Raw genomic sequence first — 25848 nt, forward strand, 5'->3', positions numbered from 1 at the left:
CACAGGATTGACGCAGATCAACCTGTTGTCTCTCCGTTTCGCCTATTGGTCATCTGTTCAAGAGAGCACGAGGCGGGCAATGGTTGTGCAAACCTATCTGGTTACCGGCGGGGCGGGGTTCCTTGGGATCAATCTGATCCGGCACCTGCTGGCGCTGGGTCATGCGGTGCGCAGCTATGATATCGCGCCGTTCGACTATCCCGAGGCCGCCGAGATCGACGTCTTGACCGGCGATATTCGCGACCGCTCGGTGCATGACCGGGCGTTTGACGGGGTGGATGTGGTGGTGCATTGCGCCGCCGCGCTGCCCTTGGCCGATCCCGCCGAGATCCACTCGACCAATGTTGACGGCACACGACTGATGCTGGAGGCCACTGTGGCGCGGGGCATCGCGCGGTTCGTGCATATCTCCAGCACGGCGGTTTATGGCATTCCGGACCATCACCCACTGCTTGAAACCGATCCGATGCAGGGTGTCGGGCCCTATGGCGAGTCCAAGGTTCGGGCCGAGGAGGTCTGTCTTGAGTTTCGCGAGAAGGGGCTGATCCTGCCCATTCTGCGCCCCAAAAGCTTTGTTGGCCCAGAGCGGTTGGGCGCGTTCGAATTGCTCTATGATTTCGCCTATACCGGGCATCATTTTCCGGTGCTGGGGGCGGGGCACAATCTGTATCAGCTTCTGGACGTGGGCGATCTGAGCGTCGTCTGCGAATTGGTCGCGCAGGGAGACGCGGAAACGGTCAACGACACGTTCAACGTGGGTGCCGCGCGGTTTGGCACGATGCGCGAAAGTTTCCAGTCGGTTCTGGACCGTGCCGGCTATGGCAAGCATGTGATCGGCCTGCCCGCCGCCCCCGCAATCTGGACCCTGCGCGCGTTGGAGGCGGTCAATCTGTCACCGCTTTACAAGTGGATCTACGAGACCGCCGCCAAGGACAGTTTCGTCAGTATCGACCGGCTGACCGAGCGGCTTGGCTTTGTGCCGCAATTCTCCAACATCGAGGCTTTGGTGCGCAATTACGACTGGTACGTTGCCAACCGGGACCACATCGCGGCAAAGGCCGGGGTGTCGCACCGGGTGCCGTGGAAGCGTGGTGTGCTGGGGCTGATCAAGCGCGTGGTGTAGACTGCGCCCCGACCCTGGCGTGTCAGCGTGGGGTCGGGGCGCCGTGGTGTCAGATGACGCCGAACGCGCGCATGGCTTCGGCGACGCGCACGAAACCGGCGATATTGGCACCCATCACATAATCGCCCGGCACGCCGTATTTCTCGGCGGTCTGGGCACAAAGATCGTGGATGTTGTGCATGATCGTCGCAAGGCGCGCTTCGGTTTGCTCGAAGGTCCAGCTATCGCGCGAGGCGTTTTGCTGCATTTCCAACGCGGAGGTCGCGACCCCGCCGGCATTCGCCGCCTTGCCGGGTGCAAACAGCACACCCGCCGCCTGAAACGCGTGCGTGGCTTCAGGGGTCGAGGGCATATTCGCGCCTTCGCCGACTGCAATCACACCGTTCTTGATCAGCGTCCGGGCATCCTTGCCGCTGAGTTCGTTTTGCGTTGCAGAGGGCATCGCCACGTCGCACGGCACTTCCCAGATCGAGCCGCCCTTGACGAAATGCGTCCCGTTGCCCTTGAGGCGCGCGTATTCGGAAATGCGCTGGCGGCGAACTTCCTTGATCTCTTGCAGCAGGGCCAGATCAATGCCGTTTTCATCGACCACATAGCCGCTGGAATCGGAACAGGCGACAACCGTGCCGCCGAATTCAATGATCTTTTCGACCGTATAAATCGCCACGTTGCCCGAGCCCGACACCACGCAGCGCTTGCCTTCAAAGCTCTGGCCCTTGGTTTCCAACATGCGCTGGACGAAATAGGTGTTGCCATAGCCGGTGGCCTCGGTCCGGGCGCGTGAACCCCCATAGAACAGGCCCTTGCCGGTCAACACACCCGCTTCGTAGCGATTGGTCAGGCGCTTGTACTGGCCGAACAGAAAGCCGATCTCGCGGCCGCCGACACCGATGTCGCCGGCGGGCACGTCGGTGTATTCGCCCAGATGGCGAAACATCTCGGTCATGAAGGACTGGCAGAACCGCATGATTTCGGCATCCGAGCGCCCTTTGGGGTCAAAGTCCGACCCACCCTTGCCGCCGCCGATCGGCATCCCGGTCAGCGCGTTCTTGAAGGTCTGCTCGAAGCCCAGAAACTTGATGATGCCGACATTCACCGAAGGGTGAAACCGCATCCCGCCCTTGAACGGGCCAAGCGCCGAGTTGAACTGCACGCGAAAGCCCCGGTTGACCTGAACCTGGCCTTTGTCATCGGTCCATGGCACGCGGAAAATGATCTGACGTTCGGGCTCGCAAATCCGCTCGATCAGCGCATCGTCGAGGTAGTAGGGATGTTTCGCAATCACCCGGCCCAGGCTTTCCAGCACTTCGCGCGCAGCCTGATGGAATTCAGGTTCGCCGGCGTTGCGCTGGATCACCGTGTTCAGGATTGGCTCCAGTTTCTCGTCGAGTTTCGGCATGTTTGGGTCTCCTTCGCGCGGCGTCAAATCGGGCGCTGCGTCGTGAACAGGGCGTAAAAGGATTCCGTGCCGTTGGAAAGTGCACCTGTTCAACTTTTCGCCGTTTTTCAGCAAAAGTCAGCGCGGATTGGACCGACGTTTCGCGCCGCTTCGGTTGCGCGCATGAAAAACGCCCGCTGTTTCCAACGGGCGCTTGATTGTCCAGACCTGACGCGGCTTAGCGGCGGATGCCGAGCCGGCCGATCAGCGACTTGTAACGCTCTTCGCTTTGCGAACGCGTGTAGTCCAGAAGTTTGCGACGCTGGGCCACCATCATCAAAAGACCACGACGCGAGTGGTTGTCTTTCTTGTGGGACTTGAAGTGCTCAGTCAGGGTGGTGATCCGCGAGGTCAGGATCGCAACCTGGACTTCGGGCGAACCGGTGTCGCCTTCTTTGGTTGCGAATTCCTTGATCAGGCGCTGTTTTTCTTCGACGGTAATCGACATCGGGGTCTCCTTTGAAAAAAGTGAAAGGCGCAAGCCGGGATGTCGTCCAGCAGGGCCCGTGGAGTATCCGGCCCGCGATGGTTCACGGGCGAAGGATGCGCGCGTATAGGCGAGATTCGGGCGCAGGGCAAGAACCGATCAAAGCACCAGGGCCGGCTGTCAGGAAAGGGTTGCTGATGCGTTAACCATTTTCAGAGATTCGGGCTTTCCAGTCGCCAATGATCGCGCTTTGTTCATGTTTCACCTGTTTAATGGCTGCCGGGTGTATTGGGGCCGCGACTGGCGGCAAGGGGGCTGGAATGTGGATGCTCGTGGGGTTGGTCGGGGTGTTGGTTGCCTCCAGCATGTCCGACGTTTTTATGGGAAACGACGTTTCGGATGATGCGGACGGCGCTGGTCCCGAAGATGAGGCACAGTCGCACGACGAGTTTGGTCAGCAATTGGGCGACCTGCTGACGGACGTGGATGCGTCAACGACGACCCAGGAAGCGGAACACACGGACTCCGATGCATCACCGGATGCTGACGAAAATGACGCGCCGTCGGAAAACGATCCGCCATCACAGTCGCCAGAACCCGAGAGCGAGACTGACGAGGCGACAGATGACAGATTGCCGATTCACAACGCGCCCGATGATGCAGACACCGCAAATGTCGATGATTGGTTTCATGACGACTTTTTGAGCAGTGACATACCGCTGCAAACGCCATCGGACTATTACATCACGCTGGACGATGACGGCGATCAAACCGCAGGGGGTGACGGCAATGACACCCTTGTTGGCGGTGCTGGCGATGACTGGATGGAAGGGCAAGATGGCAACGATGAGCTGATCGGCAAACATGGCAATGATACGCTGATCGGTGGCCGGGGTGCTGACACATTGACCGGCGGGGTGGGCGACGATTCGCTCGTGTCCGGGTCAGGTGACGGGTTGTTGATTGGCGGGTCTGGAAATGACGCCTTGATCGGTGGCGAAGACAACGACAGCCTGTATGGTGGCGCCGATGACGACACGCTGCAAGGCGGCTATGGCGACGATGTTCTGGTCACGGGAACGGGTGCGGATGTTGCGTTCGGCGGTGCCGGAAACGATACGATACACGGCTTCACGCCGGATGCCTCGGGGCGCGACGTTGACGGCGCGGATGTGCTGAACGGCGGCGAGGGCGACGACGTGCTGATTCTCGGCAGCGGCGACACGGCCAGCGGCGGCGAGGGTGCCGATACGTTTGTTTTGGGGTCTTGGATTGACCCCGATGAACCGGCTTTGATCAGCGATTTTGACCCGCAAACCGACGTCCTGTCCGTTGCCTATGATGAGACCGGACAATTGCCCGAGATCAGTACGGCATACGACCCTGAGCTTGGCGGGCTGAACGTGTATCTGGATGGCCAGGTCGTCGCCTTTCTGACCGGTGTCGAGTTGTTGGACGTGAGCAGCGTGACGTTGACGGCGATCAGCGGCAATGCCAACGGTTGAGAAGGCCATGAACCCGACGCACCGCTGCACCCGATCGCTGTTGGCCGCGATGCAAACTTGATTTGGTGACCCCGCGTGGATTTCGAACCGCTAATCGGCTCATTGGGGGGCATTCATTTTTCTGATCTTTCTTTGTTTTCTTATGCTTGGTTTTTTCGGCGGGCGGCGCTTGTACATAGATTGTACGAAACCACGCCCGACGTCAGCCCCATCGGTCTTTACATGGGCATAGATGCGCATGGGTAGATTGGGGTCTGACCCGCGCCCTGCCTTAGCCGACGCGACTGGATCGACGCCTTGCCTGACCGCCAGTTTGGTGAAAAATCCGCGCCGACCGGCTGGGTGTGCCGACAGCTGTGGCAAACGCGCCGGGCGCGGTGGCGTAAAGCGGGGAATGGGGCGCTGAAGATTGTAGAACGTGGTTCATTTTCTGATGCCTGCCTTGCCCTCTCACTATGCAAGCCTGTGTTGCCGGGCAAAACGCGCGTCCATGGCGGGATCATCGTTGCCTCACGGTGGTTGCTTGCAAACACCTGCCGGGAACCGATGGACGCCAAATCGACTGGCCAATTCGCGGAGCGTGTCCTCGCCCTACGGAGCCTCCACCGCGACCTTGGCCTTGAATTCCGGGTGATGTCGCCTCTGTTTCAACATCGTCGATCTGCTTCGGATTGACGATCAACAGACAACAAAACATAGCGTGCGTCGGTGTCCGTATTTCGGGCGATAGCTCACACTCAAGGCCCCGCCGGAACCTGTTCAGACAAACCGAACCACCGCTGACCACGAGGGTCGGTGTGCCCTCGTTGGTGCGGTGTTGCGCAAAAACGAGCCTAGCTGAACGTCGCGCTTGTTGAAGGGCCGATGCCGCGGACTGTTTCGCGCAAAATCAAAGTGCCGGGAACGCGGGTCGTCTGTGGCGCCAGATCGGAGTTTTCCATCCGCGCCGCCAAAATTTCCACGGCTTGACGGATCATCGCCTGAATCGGCTGGCGGATGGTGGTGAGCCTGTGGCCCGGCCAAGAGGCGGCGGGGATGTCATCGAAGCCGACCAGCGAGAAATCCTGCGCCACGCGGAGCCCCAGTTCGAACTTCGCGGCATGCAGCACACCAAGGGCCATAACGTCACTGGCGCAGAACACGGCGTCGGGGCGCTCGGCGCGCGCAAAGAGCCGTAGCCCGGCCTCGCGCCCGCTGACAAAGGTATAGTCGCCGCTTTCGCGTTGGAAAAGCGAGAGCCCGTCTTCCGCCAACCTTGCCACAAAGCCCGCCTCGCGTTCGCGCGATGTATCGTCATTGCCATCGCTGCCAACAAAGGCGATCCGGTCATGGCCTGCCTCGCGCAAGATATCGGCGGCAAGCCGACCACCCGCATAATTCTCGATCCCGATGGAGCTGAGAGCGGGCGTCTTGGCATTGCGGTTGTAGAGCAAAACCGGCGTGCCCTGAGCGTGGCAGACATTGGCCATGTGGTCGCTGAGGATTGCGGACAATATGATCACGCCATCGATCTGATATTGCAAAAGCCCGCTGAGCGCGTCATCGACTTCGGCTTGGCTGTCGACCGTAAACAGCAGCATATGCCAGCCGCGGGCCTGCAGGTCGCGACTGAAATGCGCGATGGTATGGGCGAAGAACGGATCCTCCAACCGGGTCACGATCACGCCGACCATGCCCGACTTCTGGGGCAGTTCCTTGCGCGCGGTCGACATGCTGCGCGCTATGGCATTGGGCGTATATCCAAGCTGGCGCGCTGCATCCAACACGCGCTTTCGGGTATTCTCAGAAATGGATGCATTCGCCGAGAAGGCCCGCGAAACCGCCGACTGCGACACATTCGCAGCCTGTGCAACATCGTAGGACGTAACGGATCTTCTCTGTGTCATCTCGTTTTTTGCGCAATCCAGATCAGGTTTTCGGCTTGTCATGGCTAGTGCAGGCAGCCCGGTTTGGAAAGCCTATTGTGCATAAAGCATCGATGCAAAACTTGACAGGCTGCATTATTGCATGTTAATGAATGCGCATGCAATACTGTCATTGAAAGATTGAGCCGATGCTGACTGATGACGAGATGGACGACCTGTTCGAGGCGATTTGCGATGGCGATCGTGGCACGGTGGTTGCCCTGGTCTCTAAGGCGCGCGATGCGGGTGCCGACCTGGGCCAGATTTTGAATGATGCGATGATCCCGGCAATGGCCGCAGTCGGTGAGCAGTTTTCATCCGGCGAGATTTTTGTGCCCGAAATGCTGGTTGCGGCCCGTGCGATGCAGGGCGGCATTGATATTATTGAGCCGGTGCTGGCCAATACCGGCCATGAACCGGTTGCGCGGGTTTGTATCGGCAGCGTCAAAGGCGATCTGCACGATATTGGCAAGAATTTGGTCGTGATGATGTTGAAGGGGGCCGGGTTCGAAGTCGAGGATTTGGGGGTTGATGTGACGGTTGAGGCCTTTGAACAGGCGGTTGCCCGTGGCAACCAGGTGGTTTGCCTCAGCGCGCTTTTGACCACGACGAAACCGCAGATGGCAATCGCCGTGAATCACTTGCGCCAGCACAGCAATACCGCCAAAATCGTGATTGGTGGCGCAGTTGTGACCCAGCAATATGCCGACATGATCGGCGCCGACGCCTTTGGCGAGGATGCGCCGGGCGCTGTCAGGGCCGTGAAGCGCGCCCTTGGCATGGAAGCCTGAGCTTTGGCGGCGTGCGCCTGATGACTCGGCAGGGGCCTGAAATCGCTGATGTGCCGCTGGCTGGGCTGCTGGATATCGCCGGTGCGCGGCTGCGACGGCAGGTGCGGTATGCAAAGCCGCTGGCAAAGGGTGGGGCAAAGGCTGCCGGGTTGGAGGAATTGCTGCGTCGGTCGGCCGGGTGCATCATGGCGCTGGCCCGGCCACAGGCGCTGTTCATGCCAGTCGGGGTTCATGTGGCGGCGGGGCAGAGCCAAATCGCCGACCGCGTCACGCTGGCGGACGACGCGCTTGCCCGCGATGTCGCCGACGGTGGCAGGGTCATCGCCTATCTGCTCACCCTCAACTACAGCCAATCCAGCGCCTTCGACTGGCTTGGGGGCGATTACGCCGCGCATCATGTGTTGTCCGATCTGGGCAACGAGGTATTGTTTGCGCTTGGCCGCGCGGCGCATCGGCTTTTGCAGGCGCGCCACCCCAATGACAGGCTTCGGCGAATCCCGGTTATGGCCAGTGACGTATGCGGATTGCCGCGGGTTTGGGATCCGGCCCGGGTGCAGGCGCTTTTGTCGGTTTTTGATACGGCCAATCCTGGTGTCAGCGTCACCGACACCGGCTGCTTTCAGCCGTTGAATTCTATCCTTGGCCTTGCCGTGGCCCGCTAGAACCTTGCGCTTGCGGTGGCCTGATCAGGGTTTTCGGTCCTTTTCTTCCAGCATCTGCGCGAAACGGCGGCGGTTGAAAGGGTGGTCAGGGTGGGTGCCATAAACCGACAGATAGGTGTCATGGTTATAGCCGCGCCCCTGCAACACCACCGCCGTGATCAAGCCGCCGATAACCACGACGGCCAGCGCAATCGCGATGCCCAGCACCCAGAATTGTGACAGGCCCGTGGCCACCGCGCCGCCCGCCAGAAACAGCGCGAAATAGCCCGCAGTTTTGTGCCATGCCTCGAACCACCAGCGTTGTGGGGTCATGTCGAAATGGTCGCCGCCCCAAGTCGTGCGGTCATCGGGGTCAGAGGTCGGCGCCTTGCGCCCGCCATGGCTACCGCGAAATTGCGCCGAGATGATCTGCAAGACGCCAAGTCCAATCGTCCCCACACCAAACCAGGCGTGCAGCGAGCCGGAAAAGCCACCTGTGAGCAGCATTGCAAAACCGGCTCCGGCGAGGGCGAGCAGGATCGCAGTGTAAAGCCCATAGAAATGCAACGCCCAACACACCTCGGGAAAGGCCCATTTGGGCGTCCCGCGCGGAATGCCGTAGGTGGTGGGCTTACCCTTGCCGAAACGGACGACCATGATCGCGAACGGCACCAGCACGAACCAGATGCCGAACATCAGGATCGCATGGTTTTCCCAATGGATCGGAATCGTCAGATCGAGAAACGGTATCCGGCCCTCGGTTGGGACTTCAGGCAGCATGACCGGCCTCCTTGAGCGCCTTGCGGTTGAAGATCAGGGCAGGGTCGAGGCAGCCTTTCAATCCGGCGATGACGTTGCGGGCTGCGACCTCACCCATGCGCTGTGCCGCCTCTTGGCTAAGCGCCGCAGAATGGGGGCTGAGCACGACATTGGGCAGACGCAGCAATGGCAGGTCGGGGGAGGGGGGCTCGTCGGCGAAACAGTCGAGCCCTGCACCGCCCGCCGCCATCCGCCCGCTGAGCGCGGCATGCAGAGCAGCTTCATCCACCAGACCGCCGCGTGCGGCATTGATAATCAGGGCCGTCGGTTTCATTCGGGCAAGCTCGGCGCTGCCGATCAGCCCTCGCGTTTCGGGGCCTGCCGGCAAATGCAGGCTAAGTGCGTCAATCTCGGGCAGCACTGCGCGCCAATCGGCCGTCGGCGTGCAGCCTGCGGCGTGAATTTCGGCATCGGTGACATAAGGGTCGTGGACCAGTACGTCCATGTCAAAGGCGGTTGCGCGTCGCGCAACCTCCCGACCGATGCGACCAAAGCCCAGCAGCAACAGCTTGCGCCCCGAAAGCTCGACCACCGCAAGACTGTCGCGGATCGCCCAGTTGCCGCTGCGCACGGCCGCGTCATAGGCCCCGATCTGCTTGGTCAAGGCGAGCAACATCGCCAACACCTGTTCGGCCACCGAAACCGCATTGACCGCGCCGACGATGGTGACAGGCACCCCAAGCGCGGCCAATTCCTGCACCGGCAGGTTGTCGCAACCGACGCCATGACGCGACACGACGCGTAGCTTGGGCATCGCCGCCGCTTGCGTGGCGCTCAGCACGCCGTAGCGGATCAGCAGCGCCTCGGCATCCGCCAGTCGTGCCATCGGCAACGCCGCGCCGGGATCAAGGATCAGATCGATTTCCAACCCCGGCTCGGCCTCCAGCAATGCCATGCCCGCCGGATGGATCCGGCCCGCGATTACCACCTTCGCCATCAAAGCCCCTCCATTTCCATGATATACAGCCCGGCGTTCATGTCGGTGGCATAGACAAGGCCCTGTTTATCGACAAAGACATCGACGGTATCGATCACCAACGGGCGGTTCGGGGTCGGGTCCATCAGCTTTTTCGGTGCCGGAGGGACGCAGGCCGCGACCTCGTCAGGGCGGAACGGGTCGGAGATATCAAACACGCGCACGCCCGCGTTTTGGTAGCTGACAAACATCAAGCCCTCGCTCTGATACCCTTCAGAGCGGTTTTCATGCACGTTATGTGGACCGAACTGACCGCCTTTGGCGACATAGTCGGCATCATCGGGGATCGGGGTTGAGGAAATCGTCACCGGATTGCCCGGCTCGCGGATGTCGTAAACCCAGTTGCGCTTGACGCCATCGCCGCAATGATCGAACAGCGCCTCCTCCACCACAAACATCAAACCGCGACCGGGCAGCGGCAGGGTGTTGTGGGTATGCCCGGCAAAGGGCGGGCACAGATTGTCGTGCGACAGGATCTTTGGATTGTACCGGTCGGCGACGTCGATCAACGTCACGCCTCCATCACGCCAGGCACCGCAGGCCAGATCGCCCTTTACGATGGCATGATGCAAGGCATAGCGTCGGTCGGGGTGCCAGCTTTGCGTCTCACCGGCGGCCTTGTTCATGCCGGGCAACCAAAGCTGGCTGACGACCTGTGGTTTTGCTGGATTGCGGAAATCCACGATCATCAGGATGTCGTCGGTAAAACCCGGCGGCAGCGCTGAAAGATAAGCCCAATCGCCACCATCCCAATACACCCGATGCACGCCAAGGCCGGGGATTTCCAGAAAGCCGATCTCGCGCGGGTTGGCCCGGTCCGCGATGTCATAGACGCGGATACCCGCAGCGAAATCCTTTTCGAGCGCGACGACGTCGATCTTGTTGCCGATGGAGCCTTTGTAATATTCATGGGCATCCAGCATATTGCGCATGTTGTTGACGATCAGGATATCGCCATGGGTCTGGACGTGCTGGCTCCATGTATTGCCGGGTTGCGGGATGTGTTTGACGCATTTGGGGGCCTTCGGATCGCGCACGTCGATCACCGAAAATCCGTTGCTGAAAACATGCCCGACATAGGCATAGCCGCCAGACACCATCACCTGGATGCCATCAGCGCGGCCTCCTTGGTCGGAATGGCCCAGAATGCGCATGTTATGGGCGTGATCGGGGATCAGAAGATCGGTTGTCATGGGGTCTCCTTTCGGGTCGGATCGGGGCGGGTGGCGGTGGCAAGATCTTTGGCGCCTTGCGTCAGGAAAGAGTGGTCGGAGCCGGAGATGACAAAGCTTGCCCCTTTTTGTCGCCAAGGGCCGACAGGCTCTCCCGGCGCGCAGAACAGGCCCAGGGCAGCCCCTTGGACGGCCAGCACCGTGTCGCAGATCCTGGTGATTTCAGGGTCGTTGAAATCCGCAAACCCGTAAGACACCGACAGATCAGCGCGACCCAGAAACAACCCGTCGACGCCATCGACTGCAGCGATACCGGCAGCACAGTCGACGCCTTCGCGATCCTCGATCTGGCAGATCAAGGACACCTCTTCGCCCGCAATCCGGCGGTATTCAGCCAGCGGTCGCATGCCATAGCCACCGGCGCGGGTGGTGCCGGCGATACCGCGCCCGCCGGGGCGGTAATGCATGGCCAGTGCCAGTGCGCGGGCCTGCTCGACGCTGGTCACATGTGGCACCACAACCCCGGCGGCCCCACAATCCAGCGCGTTGAGGAGTGTTGACGGCGCATCATCAGGCACCCGCACCAACACCGCCACGCCCACTGCGCGGGCCGCAAGCAGGCACATGTCAATGGCGGCGCGATCAAAGGCGGCGTGTTCGGCGTCGAGCACCAGAAAATCCAGCGGCCCCGCACCCAGCACCTCGATGATGATCGGATGCGGGGTTTTGATAAAGCAGCCGACCAGCGGTTCGCGCGCTGTCAGCCGTTGCTTGAAACGGGCGTTCGGGGTCATGCTTCGCCCTCGCGATTGAGGCGTTCAAAATACGACGCCTTGCGCGCCAGCACCGAGTCAAGATCCAGCGGGTAGCGGCCCAATTCATGCACCATCTTGAAAAAGGCGAGGGTGTTTTCCAGCGGGATATCATGGCCGATATTGTGGCACGGGGCGATGATAAAACCGCCATCATGGCCAAGGTCTTGCATCCGACTGGCGACCTCCCAGCGCAACTCCTCAAGGGTGGCGTTTGGCATCATCTGCTGCACGTCCATCGCACCGTGAAACGCCAACCGGTCACCAAATTTCGCCTTTAGCGCGGCGGTGTCGTCCATGCCTTTGGTCGAGGTCTGGACGGGGTTCAGGATGTCCGCTCCGGTCTCGATCAGATCCTCGATCAGCGGCAGTACCGCACCATCGGTATGCATCATCAGCTTGACGTTGGCGCAGCTTTTGATGTGCTGGTGCAACTGCGTGTGAAATGGCTTCACGCGCTTGCGGTAAAGCTTGGGCGACAAAAGCAGCGAGGTTTGCGTGCCCAGATCGTCGGTCACATAGGCGATTTGCACATAGGGGCCGACCTCGTCCATGAAACGCGACCACATCCGGCACAGCAGGTCGGTGACCTTTTGCATCAGGGCATCGCTGAATTCGGGGTTGACCATCATGTCGACGAAGAACTGTTCATAGCCGCGGATTTGCAGGCAACTCATCAGCGGGCCGGCCTTGATCGCGTCGGCCCCGATGACATAGCCGGTGTTTTCAAAAAGGTCACGGGCGCGCGCGCCAAGCCCTGCGAATTGCGCTGGGTCCTCGGGGTCGGGCCAGGCATAGGCCTCTATATCGGCGATGGTCTCGGCACCCTTCAGCGGCGCGCCGTCAACCGCGTAGTGGTCGCCCTCGGCGCCGCGGTAAGGCACGCCCCACATATCAATATAACCGTCAACATCATCGCGCTCCGTGACCTGCACCCAGTTCGGCACCAGCCAGCGGAAATCGACGTTGAAATGCTGTAACAGCGCCTCGTCGGGGACGATGGTCTGCGCCATCCGGTCAAGAATCACCTCGCCATTCTTCAGCCCCACCTGCGCCAGGCGGCGTTCGAGGTCGGCGTAATGTTTTTTGTGGATCGAGCCGATATGCTTGCCCATGTCGATCGGCACCCATTCGGGCCCGTTGCGGTCCATAGCGGCCTTGAAGTTTTCCCTTGGTGTCATTGCCATCGGCCAGCCCCTTTCCGGCAGAAAATCCGCCGATGTAATTTGAATCAGCGCATAACCGTTCTACATGACTGCGCATTCAATTTGGAAGATAGCAAAGAGAAACGCTGTTTGTATATAAGGTTTATCAGGTGATACGCTCCTTGCGACAGAAAGTCACAGTCCATGAATGAATATTTGTGACTGCGCATGCATTGGTGATATCAAGGCCCGATCGACTTTGCTTCAGGGGTGCGACGATGGCATTGATGAATTTCATTAGATCTGGCCCGGCAGCGGCGCCGCAGCCGCCGGGCCCGGCAGTCGGGGCTCTGCTAGCGGGCTATTCGATCGAGGTGATGCCTCGAACAGCGGAAAAGGTCGCGGATTTCCGCGCCATCCTGCCCCAGGGCACCCGCGTTTACATTGCACACATCGATGGCACCCCGATTGACGATATGGTTGCCACCGCACGGCGAATCGCCCGCGAAGGCTTTGTGGTGATGCCGCATATCCCGGCCCGGCTCCTTCGCGACAAGGCCGAGCTGGCCGATTGGATCGCCCGTTATCAGGGCGAGGCAGGGGTTGATCAGGCGCTGCTGCTGGCCGGAGGGCTGCGGGCGGCGCGGGGTGACTTCGACTCCTCGATGCAGTTGCTTGAAACCGGGCTGTTTGATCGCGCGGGCTTCACCCGCCTGCATGTCGCGGGCCATCCCGAAGGCAACCGCGACATTGATCCCGACGGGTCGGACCGCGCGGTGATGGACGCGCTGCACTGGAAGCAAGATTTCAGCCGCCGCAGCAATGCGCGCATGGCGATCACCACCCAGTTTTGTTTTTCGGCGGCCCCGGTTATTGCCTGGGCCGACCGTCTGCGTGCCGCGGGCATCGACCTGCCGATCCATATCGGCATCGCCGGCCCCGCAAAATTGCAAACCCTGATCAAGTTCTCGATCGCTTGTGGCGTTGGTCCTTCGTTGAAAGTGCTCCAAAATCGCGCGCGCGATTTGAGCAAGCTCCTGCTGCCCTTTGCGCCCGATCAGATCATCGCCGACCTGGCCGCGCACAAAGCCGCACATCCCGATTTCAATATCGAAACGGTCCATTTCTTTCCACTCGGCGGGATTGGCGCGGCTGCCAATTGGGCCGCTGCGACATGCGACACCGTATCTGCCACCCCCATGGAACCAAGAGGCTGACATGACCCGCACCATCATCGAAAGCAAAACCCGCACTGTCATTATGGGCTTTGACCAGCCGTTCTGCGTGATCGGAGAGCAAATCAACCCGACTGGCCGCAAGAAGCTGGCCGCCGAATTGGAGGCAGGCGATTTTTCAACCGTTGAGGCGGATGCCCTGGCGCAGGTCGCGGCTGGTGCCACGGTGCTCGATATCAATGCTGGGGTGGTGTTCAACATGAACCCCGATCCAAACCAGACCGAGCCGGAACTTATGACCAAGTTGATCAGGCTGGTGCAGGGCCTGGTTGATGTGCCGCTTTGTATCGACTCCTCGGTGCCCGGCGCGCTTGAGGCGGGGCTTGCGGTCTGCGAGGGGCGTCCGCTGCTGAACTCGGTCACCGGTGAGGAGGAGCGGTTGGAGTTGGTGCTGCCGTTGGTGAAGAAATACAACGTGCCGGTGGTCGCCATCTCCAATGACGATTCGGGGATCAACCAAGACCCGGATGTGCGGTTTGCCGTGGCCAAAAAGATCGTTCAACGCGCCGCTGATTTTGGCATTCCGGCGCATGATATTGTGGTGGACCCGCTGGTCATGCCGGTCGGGGCGGTGCCGACTGCGGGCGCGCAGGTTTTTGCGCTGGTTCGGCGCTTGCGCGAGGAGTTGGGGGTGAACACGACCTGCGGCGCATCAAACGTGTCTTTCGGCTTGCCCAACCGGCACGGGATCAACAATGCTTTCCTGCCAATGGCGATTGCCGCCGGTATGACCAGTGCGATCATGAACCCCGTTGCCGCGCCTGTTGGCAAAAAACAAATTGAACTTAAACGCGCCGAGCTGGCTGCCGCCGGGATCATGGTGCCCGAAGATCTTGATTCAGAGATTTTGGCCACGCTGTTTGGCCTCGGGTCTACCCGACCACGCGCGGGCAAGGAGATGGAGGCGGTCCATGCCGCCAACCTGCTGGCTGGAAATGACTCGGACGGCGCGGCATGGATCGGGTTCAACCGAGTTGCCAGCGCAGGCACGGAAAACCGCCCCCGCCGCGCTCGCAGGCCAGTCTGAGCCGCCATTTTGTGTGTGACCGCAGGAAATCAAAGGTTCTGCGGTCACCCCAAATTAGGTCGTCAGATCAGACACGGGCCTTTTCAAACGCGGCCCACGCCGCCTCGAAAGCGGCAAAATCAAAGCCATTGCCGCGCGCCGGCTCCAGCACCAGCTTTTCGGTCTCTTGCATTTTCAAAATGGCGGCTTGCAGGTGCGCGATTACATCCGGCGGTATCACAACTGCGCCGTGACGATCCGCATGGATCAGATCGCCGGGCCGGACATCCATTCCCATGATGCGAATCGGTTGATTGACAGAGCGCACATGCACAAAGCCATGGCTGGGCCCAATGCTGCCTGCGACCACGGGGAAATTGGGGGCCAAATCGCCCAAATCGCGCATCACGCCGTTGGTCAACGCGCCCGACATGCCAAAGCCCTTGTGTATGGTGGTATTAACTTCGCCCCAATAGGCACCGACGCACTGGGGGTAATCAAGGTCCTCAATCACCGCGACCGAAGGTTTTGGCGCCTCGGCCATGGCCTTGTAATAGGCCATGCGGCGGGTGCGAATGGTGGTGGCATCTTCGGTTGGCGGGGCAAGGGCGGCGATTTGTGCGGTCACGGCATAGCCGACCATCACGCCTTTCGGGTCAGAGGCCAGCATGGTCCCCCGCGTAAAGGCGCTAAAGCCGCGCTTGCCTTGCGCGACCTCAATCGCGTTGCAGACTGTGGGGGTGTCGACGCTTCGCAGCAGGGTAAGCAATTGGGTCTTCATCAGTCCTCCATCCAGCGGACAAGCGCCGCCGTGGTTTTGTCGGGTTGTTCCAAAGTCGGTAAATGCCCTGCGTTCTCAATGATTTGCAGGGTGGAGTGGGGGATGAGGCGATGCATCAATTCGTGCCTCTCCACCGGACAAAGTGCATCGTCACGGCCACAAAGCACCAAAGTCGGCACCTGCACACGGCGCAAGGCGTCTTGTTGGTCGGGGCGGTTTTTCAAGGCGCGGGACTGATCGGCAAAAACCTGCGGGCCAAGGGATAGCGCCATATCCATGCACAGATCCAGGATCGCCGCGCGGTTCGGGCCATCGGTCAGGTAGTTCGGCTTCATTTCATCGCGCATGACCTCTGCCAGCCCACCCGCCGCCACTTTTGCAATTTGCGGTTCGCGTCGCGCTTGCACGTCGGGCAATTCGGCGCGGGGGTTGGTGTCGAGCAGCGCCAGGCGCGCGACCCGGTCGGGGGCTTGGGCGATCACCTCCATCGCCACGATCCCGCCCATCGACAGGCCCGCAAGCGCAAAGCGCGGCGGCGCATGGGCAAGGATTTGTGCGGCCAGGGCCTGCACCGTATCGGCGCCCACCAAAGGGGAAAATTGCAACGCCCGCGTGCCGAACGCTGCAATTTGGGGGCCATAAAGCCGCCCGTCGCACATCATTCCCGAAAGCAAGACCAGCGGTGTCATGTCGATGCCAGCGCCGCACCTTCGGCCAGCGCCGCGAGTTTCGCATAGGCGATATCAGGATCCACCGCGCCAAAGCCCGCGAAGGTGCCAAAACCGCAATCGGACCCGGCGATCACCCGATCGGCGCCGACAATATTCACAAAACGTTCGATTCGTTGCGCGACAAGTTCGGGGTGTTCAACAAAATTGGTGGTGGTATCGACCACTCCCGGCACCAGCACTTTGCCTGTCGGAATATCACGGGCGCGGTCGCGAAACACCGCCCATTCATGGCCGTGGCGCGGGTTGGAGGTTTCAAACAGCAGGTATTGCGCATCGACCGACATCAGCGTGTCAAACATCTTCGACATTGGAATATCGCAGACATGCGGGCCTTCATAATTGCCCCAGCAAATATGCACCCGCACCTTTTCGGGTGGAATGCCGGACAGCGCATGGTTCAGCGCTTCCACATGGCTGTTGGCGACTTTGACAAACTCGGCGTCCGACAGATCGGTGAACAGCATGTGGCGCGACAGGGCCAAGTCGGGGCAATCCAGTTGCAAATCCAGGCCAGCGGCGACGATGGTTTCATATTCCGCCTTCATGGCATCGGCCAGCGCCGCCAGATAAGCCTCGCGGGTCTTGTAATGGGCGTTTTGCAGAAACAGCGAGATCACGCCGGGGCTGGCCGCATTCATAAAGCCGCGCTTGGCACCATGCGCTGCCATTGCGGATTTAAGGTTGGCAATGTCCTTTTCCAGCTCTCCCTGACCTTTGGATTTCACATCACCCACGCACATCGGGCGGGCATATTTGGGGGTGCCGCCGTCGTTTGACAGCCGCTCCAGAAACTTTGGGAACAGTTTCAGATCGGCTGGGGCGTTGCGCGGACTGTCGCCATCAAACCCGGTGTAGCGATCCTTGACGTAAGTTGCATAGCTGATCTTTGAGGTCTCGCCGTCCGACACGATGTCGACGCCCGCTTCGACCTGCTTTTTCACAGTATCAAAAACCGCCTGTTTCATTGCGGCGTCAAAATCGGGCTGCGCAAAGGGTTCGTTGCGTTCACGGGCGAAAATGAAATTCACAACCTCTTGGTTGCGGGGCAAGGAGCCAACATGCGTCGTCAAAATCCGGGTCATAGGGATTACCTTTTTTTGTGGAAAGATGCCGAGGAACAGGCCCCCGCGCCAAAATATCAGATCAGGCCGTCCAGGTCGCACCTGCCGGACCTTTATCGGCAACACCGTGATGGCGCGAGGCCCCACCGGTCAGCTAGGACACCACGCCATAGGGCGTGTCGTCGGGCATCGGCATCATGTCGCCGGGTGCCAAGGGTGCGGTGCCTTTTCGCGCTGGATCGGGGTCGGATCGCCCAAAAAGCCGTTCTGCACCGCAGGCCGTCAGCCGCGGATCGTGAACAGCACTCAAACCCCAACAATGATGCGTGTCGATCATGTGCGGGGCACCTCTTGCATCCGTTTCAGGATATCGACTCCCTGGGTTTTCCAGAAATGCAACAGGTCGATGAAAACCCAGTTCTCGGCCAGCTTGTCACCGTCGCGGCGATACACGTCGATGACCCGGAATTCGCCGATCTTGTCGGTCGGTGCCATGCCCATGAACGGACCGCTCAGGCGGGCGGTGAAATTGGGCCATCCGAAGAACCCGCCGAAACGCCCCTCGGCCATGCGGCACAGATGCCCGGTCGCACTGCGATCTGAAAACGCCGCGCGGAACGGGGCCGAATGCTGTTTGGCGTAGCGTTCGATGGTATAGCTGGATCCGATCCCCGCAGGCCCCCACCAGATCATGTCATCATGCCACGAGCGTGCCAGCTCGTCTTGCAGCGGCAAGCCCAGTTGCCAGGTGCCCAGATCACCGATCATCGCGTTGATCGCCGCCAGCGTCGCGGTGCTCTCGGCTTCGGGCTGCGGGTCGAACATCAGCCCGTCGTGGGTTTGAGGTCCGGGCTGCACCAGATGCGCGGCCGTTTGCGGCGGAAAGGGGTTCAGCCCGGCTTGCAACATCAGGTGCGGGATGTCGAAATACATCGCGGTTTCGGTAATACGCCCGTCTTCGACCTTGTTGAATTCGCAATACCGCAGAAAGGCCATCTTGCCGGTGGGGGCAATGCCGAGCCAAGCGCGATCGAACAGTCCCATCAGATGCCCCATCGACATCACCCAGACCGATTGAAACCCGTCCATGTGGTTGCGCCCTGCCATGAAGACATCCATGCGCCGCTGCATCCGGGTCAATGACTGCCGCAAGGGGGTCCAGAAATTTTCGGCAACGGCCTGCGGGCCGATCAGCTCGTCAAAAGGATGAAATCCACGCCATAGGGCGTCCGGGGCCATCCGCTCCGCCATGACGGCGGTCAGCGAATCAAGTCTGCGCGGCATCGCACGCCGCGTAATGGTCGCGCAGCAGGGCTTTCTCTGCCCGAAAATCTACCATTTTCTCTCTCGCTCTCCCCCGTTTTCGCATACGAATGCAAAAAAAGCTTGCCAAAACGATTCCGCTTTGTCTAGCTGTTTGCATGCGTACGCAAAAGCGTATCGAAAATCATCCGGGGGGGAGCCGCGATGGCTGAAATTCAGCTGCGAAACATTTCGAAGCGCTGGGGCGGGTATGTCGGTGTCGACAAATTCAACCTGACGATTCCGGACCGTGAATTCCTGGTTCTGCTTGGCCCGTCCGGCTGCGGCAAGACCACGACGATGCGCATGATCGCCGGACTCGAAGACCCGACCGAGGGTGATATCCTCATCGACGGCAAGTCGGTCACCAATCTGGAACCGAAGGACCGCGATGTGGCGATGGTGTTCCAGAGCTATGCTCTGTACCCCAACATGAACGTCTACGAGAATATCCGCTTTCCGCTGAAGGTCCGCGGCATCGACCCCAAGACCCATGACGAAAAGGTACGTCGCGCGTCGGCGATGGTCGAACTGGACGATTTCCTGCACCGCAAGCCAGCCGAACTGTCGGGCGGTCAGCGCCAGCGTGTTGCCTTGGCCCGTGCCATTGTCCGCGAACCCAACGTGTTCTTGATGGACGAGCCGCTGTCGAACCTCGACGCCAAGCTGCGGGTCTCGACCCGAGCGCAGATCAAGAACCTGTCGCACGAGCTTGCCGTGACCACGATCTATGTGACCCACGACCAGATCGAGGCGATGACCCTCGCCGACCGCGTGGTCGTTATGAAAAGGGGCCTTGTACAGCAAGTCGGCAGCCCAACCGAAATCTATGACAGCCCGGCCAACACCTTTGTCGCCAGCTTCATCGGCAACCCGGCAATGAACCTGATCGAAGGAACCGCCACGGGTGGCACCTTTACCGCCGCCAAGGTCAAGATCGGCGGGCTGAGTGCGCCTGACGGTCCTCTGACGCTGGGGTTCCGCGCCGAGGATGCGCAGGTCGTCGAAAGCGACGGCCAGATCAATGCGCCGATCTACACGCTGGAACTGTTGGGCGATGCGACGATGGTCACCGTGCGGATCGGCGGCGCGCTGGTCAGTGTTCGCGCCGACAAGAACTACCGCGCCGCAATCGGCGACATGGTGTCGATCGCGGTGCCACAAGAGATTTGCCATCTGTTTGACGGATCGAGCGGAGAGCGAATTGGGGCCTGAGCCCCGGCCTACCCCGTGCTGATGGCCGGGGTTTTCCCAAGAGAGTGCGCGGTTGCAAGGCGCATTCAACCATAACAACTGGAGGTACACATGTTTCTTAGAACTGTCACCGCAGCGGGCCTGATGGCGGCGTTTTCGTCCACCACCGCGCTGGGCTGCACCATCAATGCTCGCGTCAGCATCATCGGCAACGAATTCCCCGCGATCCAGACTGTTGGCGCTGGCGCGCAGGAATGCGAAGGGGCCGCAGTCAGCACCAACCTGACCGCCGACCACCAGCAGATCAACCTTGCGGGCATGTCGGGCAACCCGGCTGAATACACCTCGGCGATCATCGCCAACTCGTCGATCGTGGCGCTGATGAACGGAGACGTCATCCGCCCGCTGGACGACCTGGTCGCCGCGCATGGCCAATCGCTGAACCGCAACCAGTTGATCACCCTCGACGGTGAAGTCATGGCCGTTGCGTTCATGGCCAACGCGCAGCACCTCGTTTACCGCGCCGATGTCCTCGAGCAAGTCGGACTCGAGCCGCCCACGACCTACGAAGAGATGCTCGCCGCCGCCGAAGCGATCCGGGCGGCAGGGATCATGCAAAACCCGGTGGGCGGCGCCTATGCGGCGGGTTGGAACCTGGCGATGGAATTCATCAACATGTTCATCGGCGAAGGCGGCCAATTCTTTGAACCCGGCTCGGCCGAGCCGAACGTGAATTCGCCCGAAGGTATCGCCGCACTGGAAATGATGCGCGCGCTCAGCGAATACATGAACCCCGACTTCCTGACCCATGATTCAAACGCAACCAATGCCGAATATCGCGCCGGCAATGTCGCGTTGATGAACATGTGGGGCAGCCGCGCCGCGTCCTTGGTCGAGGCCGATGGCGTGCCTCAAGACGTGATCGACGGTTTCGCCATTGCCGGTCCGATGACCGTCGGTGGCGGCACCATCCCCGCCTCGACCCTGTGGTGGGACGGCTGGACCGTGGCCAAGAACATCTCGGATGAAGAGGCCGAAGCCACCTTCATTGCCATGATGAACGGCATTCGCCCTGAGCTGATGCAGAACGAGGAAATCCGCAGGCAGGCCGTGTGGCTGATTCCGGGCTACGAGCCGACCCCGGCCGCCGCGGGTGTGTTCGCCGCCGTTGAGATGGGCACTTTGCCCTACCCGATGCTGCCGTATATGGGCCTGATGCACACCGCTTTGGGTGCTGAACTGTCCGACTACATGCAGGGCAACGAAAGCGCCGAGCAGGCGCTGGCCGATGTCGAGTCCGCGTATCGCGCTGCTGCGCGCGAGCAGGGCTACCTGCAGTAACGCTCAAGCGGCGGAGGGTTCGCCCTCCGCCGTTTTCGCCCATTCGACCGTCAGTGACCCCGCGCGAGGCCGACTATGAAACATCGCACCTTTTTCTGGTTCTTCCTGCCAACTGGGCTGGCGATGCTGCTGTTCATCGCGGCGCCCATCGTGTCAGTCGTGATGCAGTCGGTTTTCACGCAGCACCAGCCGGTGTTGATCACCGTCGAGAACTGCGGGCCCTTCAACTGCACCGAAGTCACCGTGATTGACCGGGACGCGACCCGCGAGTTGCAAGAGCGCGAGCCACTGGGCCGGTTTGTCGGCCTGAACATCTATCTGGATCGCGGTCACCTGGCGGTCGCCGAGGTCGCCGAAGCCTGGCGCAGCACCGAGTCGCTGGGCGCCTTCATGTCCCGCCTTGGCAACCTGCCCTTTTACAAGGCGATGGCCTTTACCCTGACCTACACATTCACGGTGACTCCGCTGCTGATCATCCTCGGTCTCATCATCGCCCTGGCCGTCAACCGACTGGCGGAAAGGATCAAGGGTGTGGTGATCTTCTTTTCCCTGCTGCCGATGGTCGTGAACCCGCTGGTCGGCTCGATGGTCATGTTCTGGATGATCGACAATCGCGGCGTGCTGGGGAATTTCCTGTCCTGGCTGGTGAATGACCCGGACCTGTCGGTCAAGGCCTCGACCCCGCTGATGTGGATTTCACTGATCGTCTACGGTGTCTGGCATTCGGCACCCTTTGCTTTTGTGGTGTTCTATGCCGGGCTGCAAACCCTGCCCAAGGATCAGATCGAGGCCGCACAGATCGACGGCGCGACCCGGTTCCAGCAAGTGCGCTATGTCGTGGTGCCGCATCTGATGCCGCTGGTGACGTTTGTCGCGCTGATCCAGCTGATGGACAATTTCCGGGTGTTCGAACCGATCGTCGGTTTCAACGCCGCCGCTCATGCCCAGTCGCTGAGCTGGATCATCTTCAATGACCTGGGCGGCGAAACCCGTCAGCTTTCCGCCGCCGCCGCCACCTCGGTGATGACCATCATCGGTGTTGCGATCCTGCTGTCGCCGGTGCTTGTCCGCACCTGGCGCGATTACAAGGGAAGAACGTAATGGCCTCGACTGCACTTCGCGCACCGCGCGCCCTTCGCATCGCAACCACCGCGTTCGTGGTTGTCTGGCTGATCGTCGCCGCGTTTCCATTCCTGTGGACACTCTGGGGATCGTTCAAGGTCGAGCTGGATTTCTTTTCCATGGCGAATTGGACCAACGCCCTGACCGGCGCCAACACCGAGCGCACGCTCGGATCGCCCTTTACCGGAGCCGCGTATCACGGGGCCTGGGTGCAGGAAGAATTCTGGCGCGCGGTAATCAACACCTTCATTGTGTGTTTCTTCGTGGTGCTCACGTCGCTGACCATTGGCACGCTGGGCGGCTATGCGCTGTCGCGCTCGGGCCATCGCTATACGTTCTGGCTTTTGATCCTGGCGCTGATCTTCCGCGCGATGCCGCCGATCACGCTGGTGTCCGGCTATCTGCTGCCGTTCTTTGAATGGAACCTCTGGGGCATCCTGCCGACAACGATCATTGTGCTGGTGGCAATCAACCAGCCCTTCACCCTGTGGATGCTGCATTCGTTTTTCCAGAACATCCCCAAGGAGTTGGACGAAAGCGCCAAGGTCGATGGCTGCACCCAGTTCCAGGCGTTTCGGCGCGTGATCGTTCCGGTCATGTGGCCGGGGGTGATCACCACCGGGCTGTTCAGCTTTCTTCTGGCGTATAACGATTTCGCCGTGACCGCGATGCTCCTGAGTGAATCGAACCGCACCATGGTTCCGGCGATCGCCGCCTTCCTCGGCACGACCAATACCGAGGGGAACGTCATGTTCGCGGTCGCTGCCGTGGTGTCGGCCACCGCACCGCTGTTCATCCTGGTGATGGTGTTCCAGCGCCAGATCGTGTCGGGCCTGACCGCCGGGGCCGTCAAGGGATGACGCGTCCGAACCGCAAACCTGTTCAGAGCCTTCGAGGTGAATGAGATGTGCGCGCGCGCAGCAAGACCAGCGATGGGAATCGCCACCACCCAGACCGTCGAGAACAAGAAACTCTATCGACAGTTCCTGGGCCGCTTTGACCACGGGACCGAGGCCATCGCCAAGGCTGCCGCCGACCTGTTCGCGACCGATGCCAAAGTCAGCGCCAGCCACCCGGTGAACGAGGCCCGCAACGGCTATATCGCCGATGTGATCGCCCCGATCTGGGCGGCGTTCAACGGCTGCACCCGGCACAACCAGATTGTCATCGGCGGCGAATATCTGGGCGGCGAATGGGTCACGTCGACCGGGTATTTCCATGGCCATTTCGCGCGGCCGCTCTTTGGCATTCCGGCCAGCGGCAAATTGGCCATGCTGCGTTTCGGCGAGTTCCACCGGATCGAGAACGGGCAGATCGTCGAAAGCCAGGTGTTTCTGGGCCTCGCCGAACTGATTATCGCGCTGGGTCTGTGGCCCCTTGCCCCCAGTCAGGGCTATGAGGGCGTCGTACCCGGTCCGGCGAGCCATGACGGCATTTTCGACGGCCCTTCTGACTCGGCGCAATCGCGCGCCACGGCGGATCTGGTCGAGGGGATGCTGATGAAACTGGCCTCGGATACCGAAGGCTGGCGACCGGATTGGCACGAACGGATGGTCTGGTACGGTCCCGGCGGGCTGGGATCCTATGCCACGGTCGATGCCTTTGCCGCTTTCCAACGTCCTTTCGAGCTGACCTTTGACGGCTGGGGCGACGGGCAGAACGAGGGGATCACCGGCATCGAATCCAGCTGCAAGGCTGGCGATGGCACCTATGCCTTTCTCAGCGGCTGGCCGATGCTAACCGGCGTCCAGGTGCGGCCTTTTCTGGGCCTCGAACCCACGCACAAGCGTGTCACCATGCGCGATTGCGATTGGTGGCGGGTGGAAAACGGCAAGATCATCGAGAACTGGTGCATGCTGGATATCCCGCATGTGCTGATGCAGTTGGGATACGACCTGTTCGCCGAAATCGGCGCACACCATCCCGCCTGACGAATTGGAACATTAGTACGGGCCATTTTCAGCCCGATCCGACGGAGTAAACGCATGGCCATTGAGCATCTGAAGCAATCCAAACCCGAAGCCGAACGCGCCGAAGATGACGCCAAGGTCCGTGCGGTGGTGGAAACGACGCTGACCGACATTCAGGCGCGCGGCGATGCTGCCGTGCGCGATCTGAGTCAGAAATTTGACGGTTATGCGCCAGCCAACTTTCGCCTTTCGGCCTCGGAAATCGAGGCGGCGATGCAAAAGGTGTCGGCCCGCGACATGGAGGACATCCGCTTCGCGCAAAAGCAGATTCGCACTTTTGCCGAGGCCCAGCGCGCCAGCATGACCGATATCGAGGTCGAAACCATGCCCGGCGTGATCCTGGGCCATCGCAATATCCCGGTGCAATCCGTTGGCTGCTATGTTCCCGGCGGCAAGTTCCCGATGGTGGCCAGCGCGCATATGTCGGTGTTGACCGCCAATGTCGCGGGGGTGCCGCGCATCATCGCCTCGGCCCCGCCGCAAAACGGCGAGCCGCACCCGGCCATTGTCGCCGCGATGCATCTGGGCGGCGCGCATGAGATCTATGTGCTGGGCGGTATTCAGGCGGTGGGCGCGATGGCCATCGGCACCGAGACCATCGACCCGGTGCATATGCTGGTCGGCCCCGGCAACGCCTTTGTCGCCGAAGCCAAGCGGCAGTTGTTTGGGCGCGTGGGCATCGACCTGTTCGCGGGGCCGACGGAGACCATGCTGATCGCGGATGACACCGTGGATGCAGAGCTGTGTGCGACGGATCTTCTGGGGCAGGCGGAACACGGGTATAACTCGCCCGCGTGCCTGATCACCAATTCGCGGCGTCTGGCCGAAGAAACGATGGCCGAAATCGAGCGCCTGTTGCAGATCCTGCCGACGCGCGGCACCGCCGAGGTCAGTTGGCGCGACTATGGCGACGTGATCTTGTGCGACACGTATGAGGAAATGCTGCAGGTCGCCAATGACATGGCCTATGAGCATGTGCAGGTGATGACCGACCGGGATGACTGGTTCCTGGAGCAGATGCATTCCTATGGCGCGCTGTTCCTTGGGCCGCGGACCAATGTGGCGAATGGCGACAAGGTGATCGGCACCAACCACACGCTGCCGACCAAGAAGGCCGGGCGCTATACGGGCGGGCTTTGGGTCGGCAAGTTCCTGAAAACCCACAGTTATCAGCGTGTGACCACGGATGAGGCGGCGGCGATGATCGGGGCTTATGGCAGCCGGTTGTGCATGCTCGAAGGGTTCGTGGGCCATGCCGAGCAATGCAATATCCGTGTCCGCCGCTATGGCGGGCGAAATGTGCCATACGGGCAAGCTGCCGAGTAACGCAAAGGGCAGGGCGAGGGGCCAGC

General features: G+C 60.8%; 24 protein-coding genes and 1 pseudogene. 12 read left to right on the forward strand and 13 right to left on the reverse strand.

The features are described from left to right. Window positions 1–79 precede the first annotated feature (79 nt). Complete coding sequence (locus tag VDQ28_RS08735) at window positions 80–1123, forward strand: NAD-dependent epimerase/dehydratase family protein (RefSeq protein WP_323035576.1); 1044 nt, start codon at window positions 80–82, stop codon at window positions 1121–1123. A 49-nt stretch (window positions 1124–1172) separates the two neighbouring features. Here VDQ28_RS08735 and gdhA read toward each other — a convergent pair whose 3' ends face one another. Both gdhA and rpsO read right to left on the reverse strand, forming a co-directional pair. Beyond that, a complete protein-coding gene (gene gdhA / locus VDQ28_RS08740) occupies window positions 1173–2522 on the reverse strand; it encodes an NADP-specific glutamate dehydrogenase (RefSeq protein WP_323035577.1) in 1350 nt (449 codons plus the stop codon). Window positions 2523–2739: 217 nt separating this feature from the next. Next, window positions 2740–3009 (reverse strand): 30S ribosomal protein S15, encoded by a 270-nt coding sequence (rpsO, locus tag VDQ28_RS08745; protein ID WP_323035578.1) that lies wholly within the window; start codon window positions 3007–3009, stop codon window positions 2740–2742. Between the two features lie 299 nt (window positions 3010–3308). On the opposite strand from rpsO, the gene VDQ28_RS08750 reads away from it, so the two are divergent. After that, window positions 3309–4493 carry a calcium-binding protein gene (locus VDQ28_RS08750; RefSeq protein WP_323035579.1) on the forward strand — a complete coding sequence of 395 codons (1185 nt, stop codon included), beginning with the start codon at window positions 3309–3311 and terminating at the stop codon, window positions 4491–4493. Between the two features lie 833 nt (window positions 4494–5326). Here the strand turns inward: VDQ28_RS08750 and VDQ28_RS08755 are convergent. Beyond that, window positions 5327–6379 carry a LacI family DNA-binding transcriptional regulator gene (locus VDQ28_RS08755; RefSeq protein ID WP_323035580.1) on the reverse strand — a complete coding sequence of 351 codons (1053 nt, stop codon included), beginning with the start codon at window positions 6377–6379 and terminating at the stop codon, window positions 5327–5329. Between the two features lie 167 nt (window positions 6380–6546). On the opposite strand from VDQ28_RS08755, the gene VDQ28_RS08760 reads away from it, so the two are divergent. After that, complete coding sequence (locus VDQ28_RS08760; protein WP_323035581.1) at window positions 6547–7188, forward strand: cobalamin-dependent protein; 642 nt, start codon at window positions 6547–6549, stop codon at window positions 7186–7188. Between the two features lie 20 nt (window positions 7189–7208). Then, complete coding sequence (locus VDQ28_RS08765; RefSeq protein ID WP_323035582.1) at window positions 7209–7850, forward strand: hypothetical protein; 642 nt, start codon at window positions 7209–7211, stop codon at window positions 7848–7850. A gap of 24 nt (window positions 7851–7874) precedes the next feature. Here the strand turns inward: VDQ28_RS08765 and VDQ28_RS08770 are convergent, their stop codons facing one another. The 5 genes from VDQ28_RS08770 to VDQ28_RS08790 are packed head-to-tail and all read right to left on the reverse strand — an operon-like array spanning window position 7875 to window position 12795. After that, entirely contained in the window at window positions 7875–8609 is a 735-nt protein-coding gene (locus tag VDQ28_RS08770) for a cytochrome b561 domain-containing protein (protein ID WP_323035583.1), read from the reverse strand. After that, window positions 8599–9585: a hydroxyacid dehydrogenase gene (locus VDQ28_RS08775; protein WP_323035584.1), complete on the reverse strand. Its 987-nt coding sequence runs from the start codon at window positions 9583–9585 to the stop codon at window positions 8599–8601. The genes VDQ28_RS08770 and VDQ28_RS08775 overlap by 11 nt, the downstream gene beginning before the upstream one ends. Beyond that, a complete protein-coding gene (locus VDQ28_RS08780) occupies window positions 9585–10817 on the reverse strand; it encodes a hypothetical protein (protein WP_323035585.1) in 1233 nt (410 codons plus the stop codon). The genes VDQ28_RS08775 and VDQ28_RS08780 overlap by 1 nt, the downstream gene beginning before the upstream one ends. Continuing rightward, entirely contained in the window at window positions 10814–11590 is a 777-nt protein-coding gene (locus tag VDQ28_RS08785) for an HpcH/HpaI aldolase family protein (protein WP_323035586.1), read from the reverse strand. The genes VDQ28_RS08780 and VDQ28_RS08785 overlap by 4 nt, the downstream gene beginning before the upstream one ends. Continuing rightward, window positions 11587–12795 (reverse strand): uroporphyrinogen decarboxylase family protein, encoded by a 1209-nt coding sequence (locus tag VDQ28_RS08790; protein ID WP_323035587.1) that lies wholly within the window; start codon window positions 12793–12795, stop codon window positions 11587–11589. Before VDQ28_RS08790 ends, VDQ28_RS08785 begins: the two co-directional genes overlap by 4 nt. A gap of 236 nt (window positions 12796–13031) precedes the next feature. On the opposite strand from VDQ28_RS08790, the gene VDQ28_RS08795 reads away from it, so the two are divergent. Together VDQ28_RS08795 and VDQ28_RS08800 are read left to right on the forward strand one after the other, a co-directional pair. Further along, window positions 13032–13970, forward strand: a complete 939-nt coding sequence (locus VDQ28_RS08795) for a methylenetetrahydrofolate reductase (RefSeq protein WP_323035588.1) — start codon at window positions 13032–13034, stop codon at window positions 13968–13970. Window position 13971: 1 nt separating this feature from the next. After that, window positions 13972–15015 carry a methyltetrahydrofolate cobalamin methyltransferase gene (locus tag VDQ28_RS08800; RefSeq protein WP_323035589.1) on the forward strand — a complete coding sequence of 348 codons (1044 nt, stop codon included), beginning with the start codon at window positions 13972–13974 and terminating at the stop codon, window positions 15013–15015. 67 nt (window positions 15016–15082) lie between these two features. Here the strand turns inward: VDQ28_RS08800 and VDQ28_RS08805 are convergent, their stop codons facing one another. The 5 genes and pseudogenes from VDQ28_RS08805 to VDQ28_RS08825 form a co-directional block, all read right to left on the reverse strand. Then, a complete protein-coding gene (locus tag VDQ28_RS08805; protein WP_323035590.1) occupies window positions 15083–15775 on the reverse strand; it encodes an RraA family protein in 693 nt (230 codons plus the stop codon). Further along, window positions 15775–16464 carry an alpha/beta fold hydrolase gene (locus VDQ28_RS08810; RefSeq protein WP_323035591.1) on the reverse strand — a complete coding sequence of 230 codons (690 nt, stop codon included), beginning with the start codon at window positions 16462–16464 and terminating at the stop codon, window positions 15775–15777. Before VDQ28_RS08810 ends, VDQ28_RS08805 begins: the two co-directional genes overlap by 1 nt. Beyond that, window positions 16461–17588, reverse strand: coding sequence for a cobalamin-independent methionine synthase II family protein (locus VDQ28_RS08815; protein WP_323035592.1), 1128 nt, complete (start codon window positions 17586–17588; stop codon window positions 16461–16463). Before VDQ28_RS08815 ends, VDQ28_RS08810 begins: the two co-directional genes overlap by 4 nt. A gap of 133 nt (window positions 17589–17721) precedes the next feature. After that, window positions 17722–17904 carry a hypothetical protein gene (locus tag VDQ28_RS08820; RefSeq protein WP_323035593.1) on the reverse strand — a complete coding sequence of 61 codons (183 nt, stop codon included), beginning with the start codon at window positions 17902–17904 and terminating at the stop codon, window positions 17722–17724. Continuing rightward, window positions 17901–18906, reverse strand: a pseudogene (locus tag VDQ28_RS08825) (ester cyclase). The gene VDQ28_RS08820 and the pseudogene VDQ28_RS08825 overlap by 4 nt, the downstream one beginning before the upstream one ends. 128 nt (window positions 18907–19034) lie before the next feature. Here VDQ28_RS08825 and VDQ28_RS08830 point away from each other — a divergent pair. The 6 genes from VDQ28_RS08830 to hisD all read left to right on the forward strand — a co-directional run bounded on the left by VDQ28_RS08830 (window position 19035) and on the right by hisD (window position 25822). After that, entirely contained in the window at window positions 19035–20084 is a 1050-nt protein-coding gene (locus VDQ28_RS08830) for an ABC transporter ATP-binding protein (protein WP_323035595.1), read from the forward strand. A 90-nt stretch (window positions 20085–20174) separates the two neighbouring features. Further along, complete coding sequence (locus tag VDQ28_RS08835; RefSeq protein ID WP_416349359.1) at window positions 20175–21404, forward strand: ABC transporter substrate-binding protein; 1230 nt, start codon at window positions 20175–20177, stop codon at window positions 21402–21404. Between the two features lie 75 nt (window positions 21405–21479). Continuing rightward, complete coding sequence (locus tag VDQ28_RS08840) at window positions 21480–22505, forward strand: sugar ABC transporter permease (protein ID WP_323035596.1); 1026 nt, start codon at window positions 21480–21482, stop codon at window positions 22503–22505. Beyond that, window positions 22505–23386 (forward strand): carbohydrate ABC transporter permease, encoded by an 882-nt coding sequence (locus tag VDQ28_RS08845; RefSeq protein WP_323035597.1) that lies wholly within the window; start codon window positions 22505–22507, stop codon window positions 23384–23386. Before VDQ28_RS08840 ends, VDQ28_RS08845 begins: the two co-directional genes overlap by 1 nt. A 72-nt stretch (window positions 23387–23458) precedes the next feature. Next, window positions 23459–24457, forward strand: a complete 999-nt coding sequence (locus VDQ28_RS08850; RefSeq protein WP_323035598.1) for an ester cyclase — start codon at window positions 23459–23461, stop codon at window positions 24455–24457. Between the two features lie 54 nt (window positions 24458–24511). Beyond that, entirely contained in the window at window positions 24512–25822 is a 1311-nt protein-coding gene (gene hisD, locus VDQ28_RS08855; protein WP_323035599.1) for a histidinol dehydrogenase, read from the forward strand. Window positions 25823–25848 lie beyond the last annotated feature (26 nt).

The organism is Pararhodobacter sp., assembly GCF_034676545.1.
Taxonomy (GTDB): domain Bacteria; phylum Pseudomonadota; class Alphaproteobacteria; order Rhodobacterales; family Rhodobacteraceae; genus Pararhodobacter.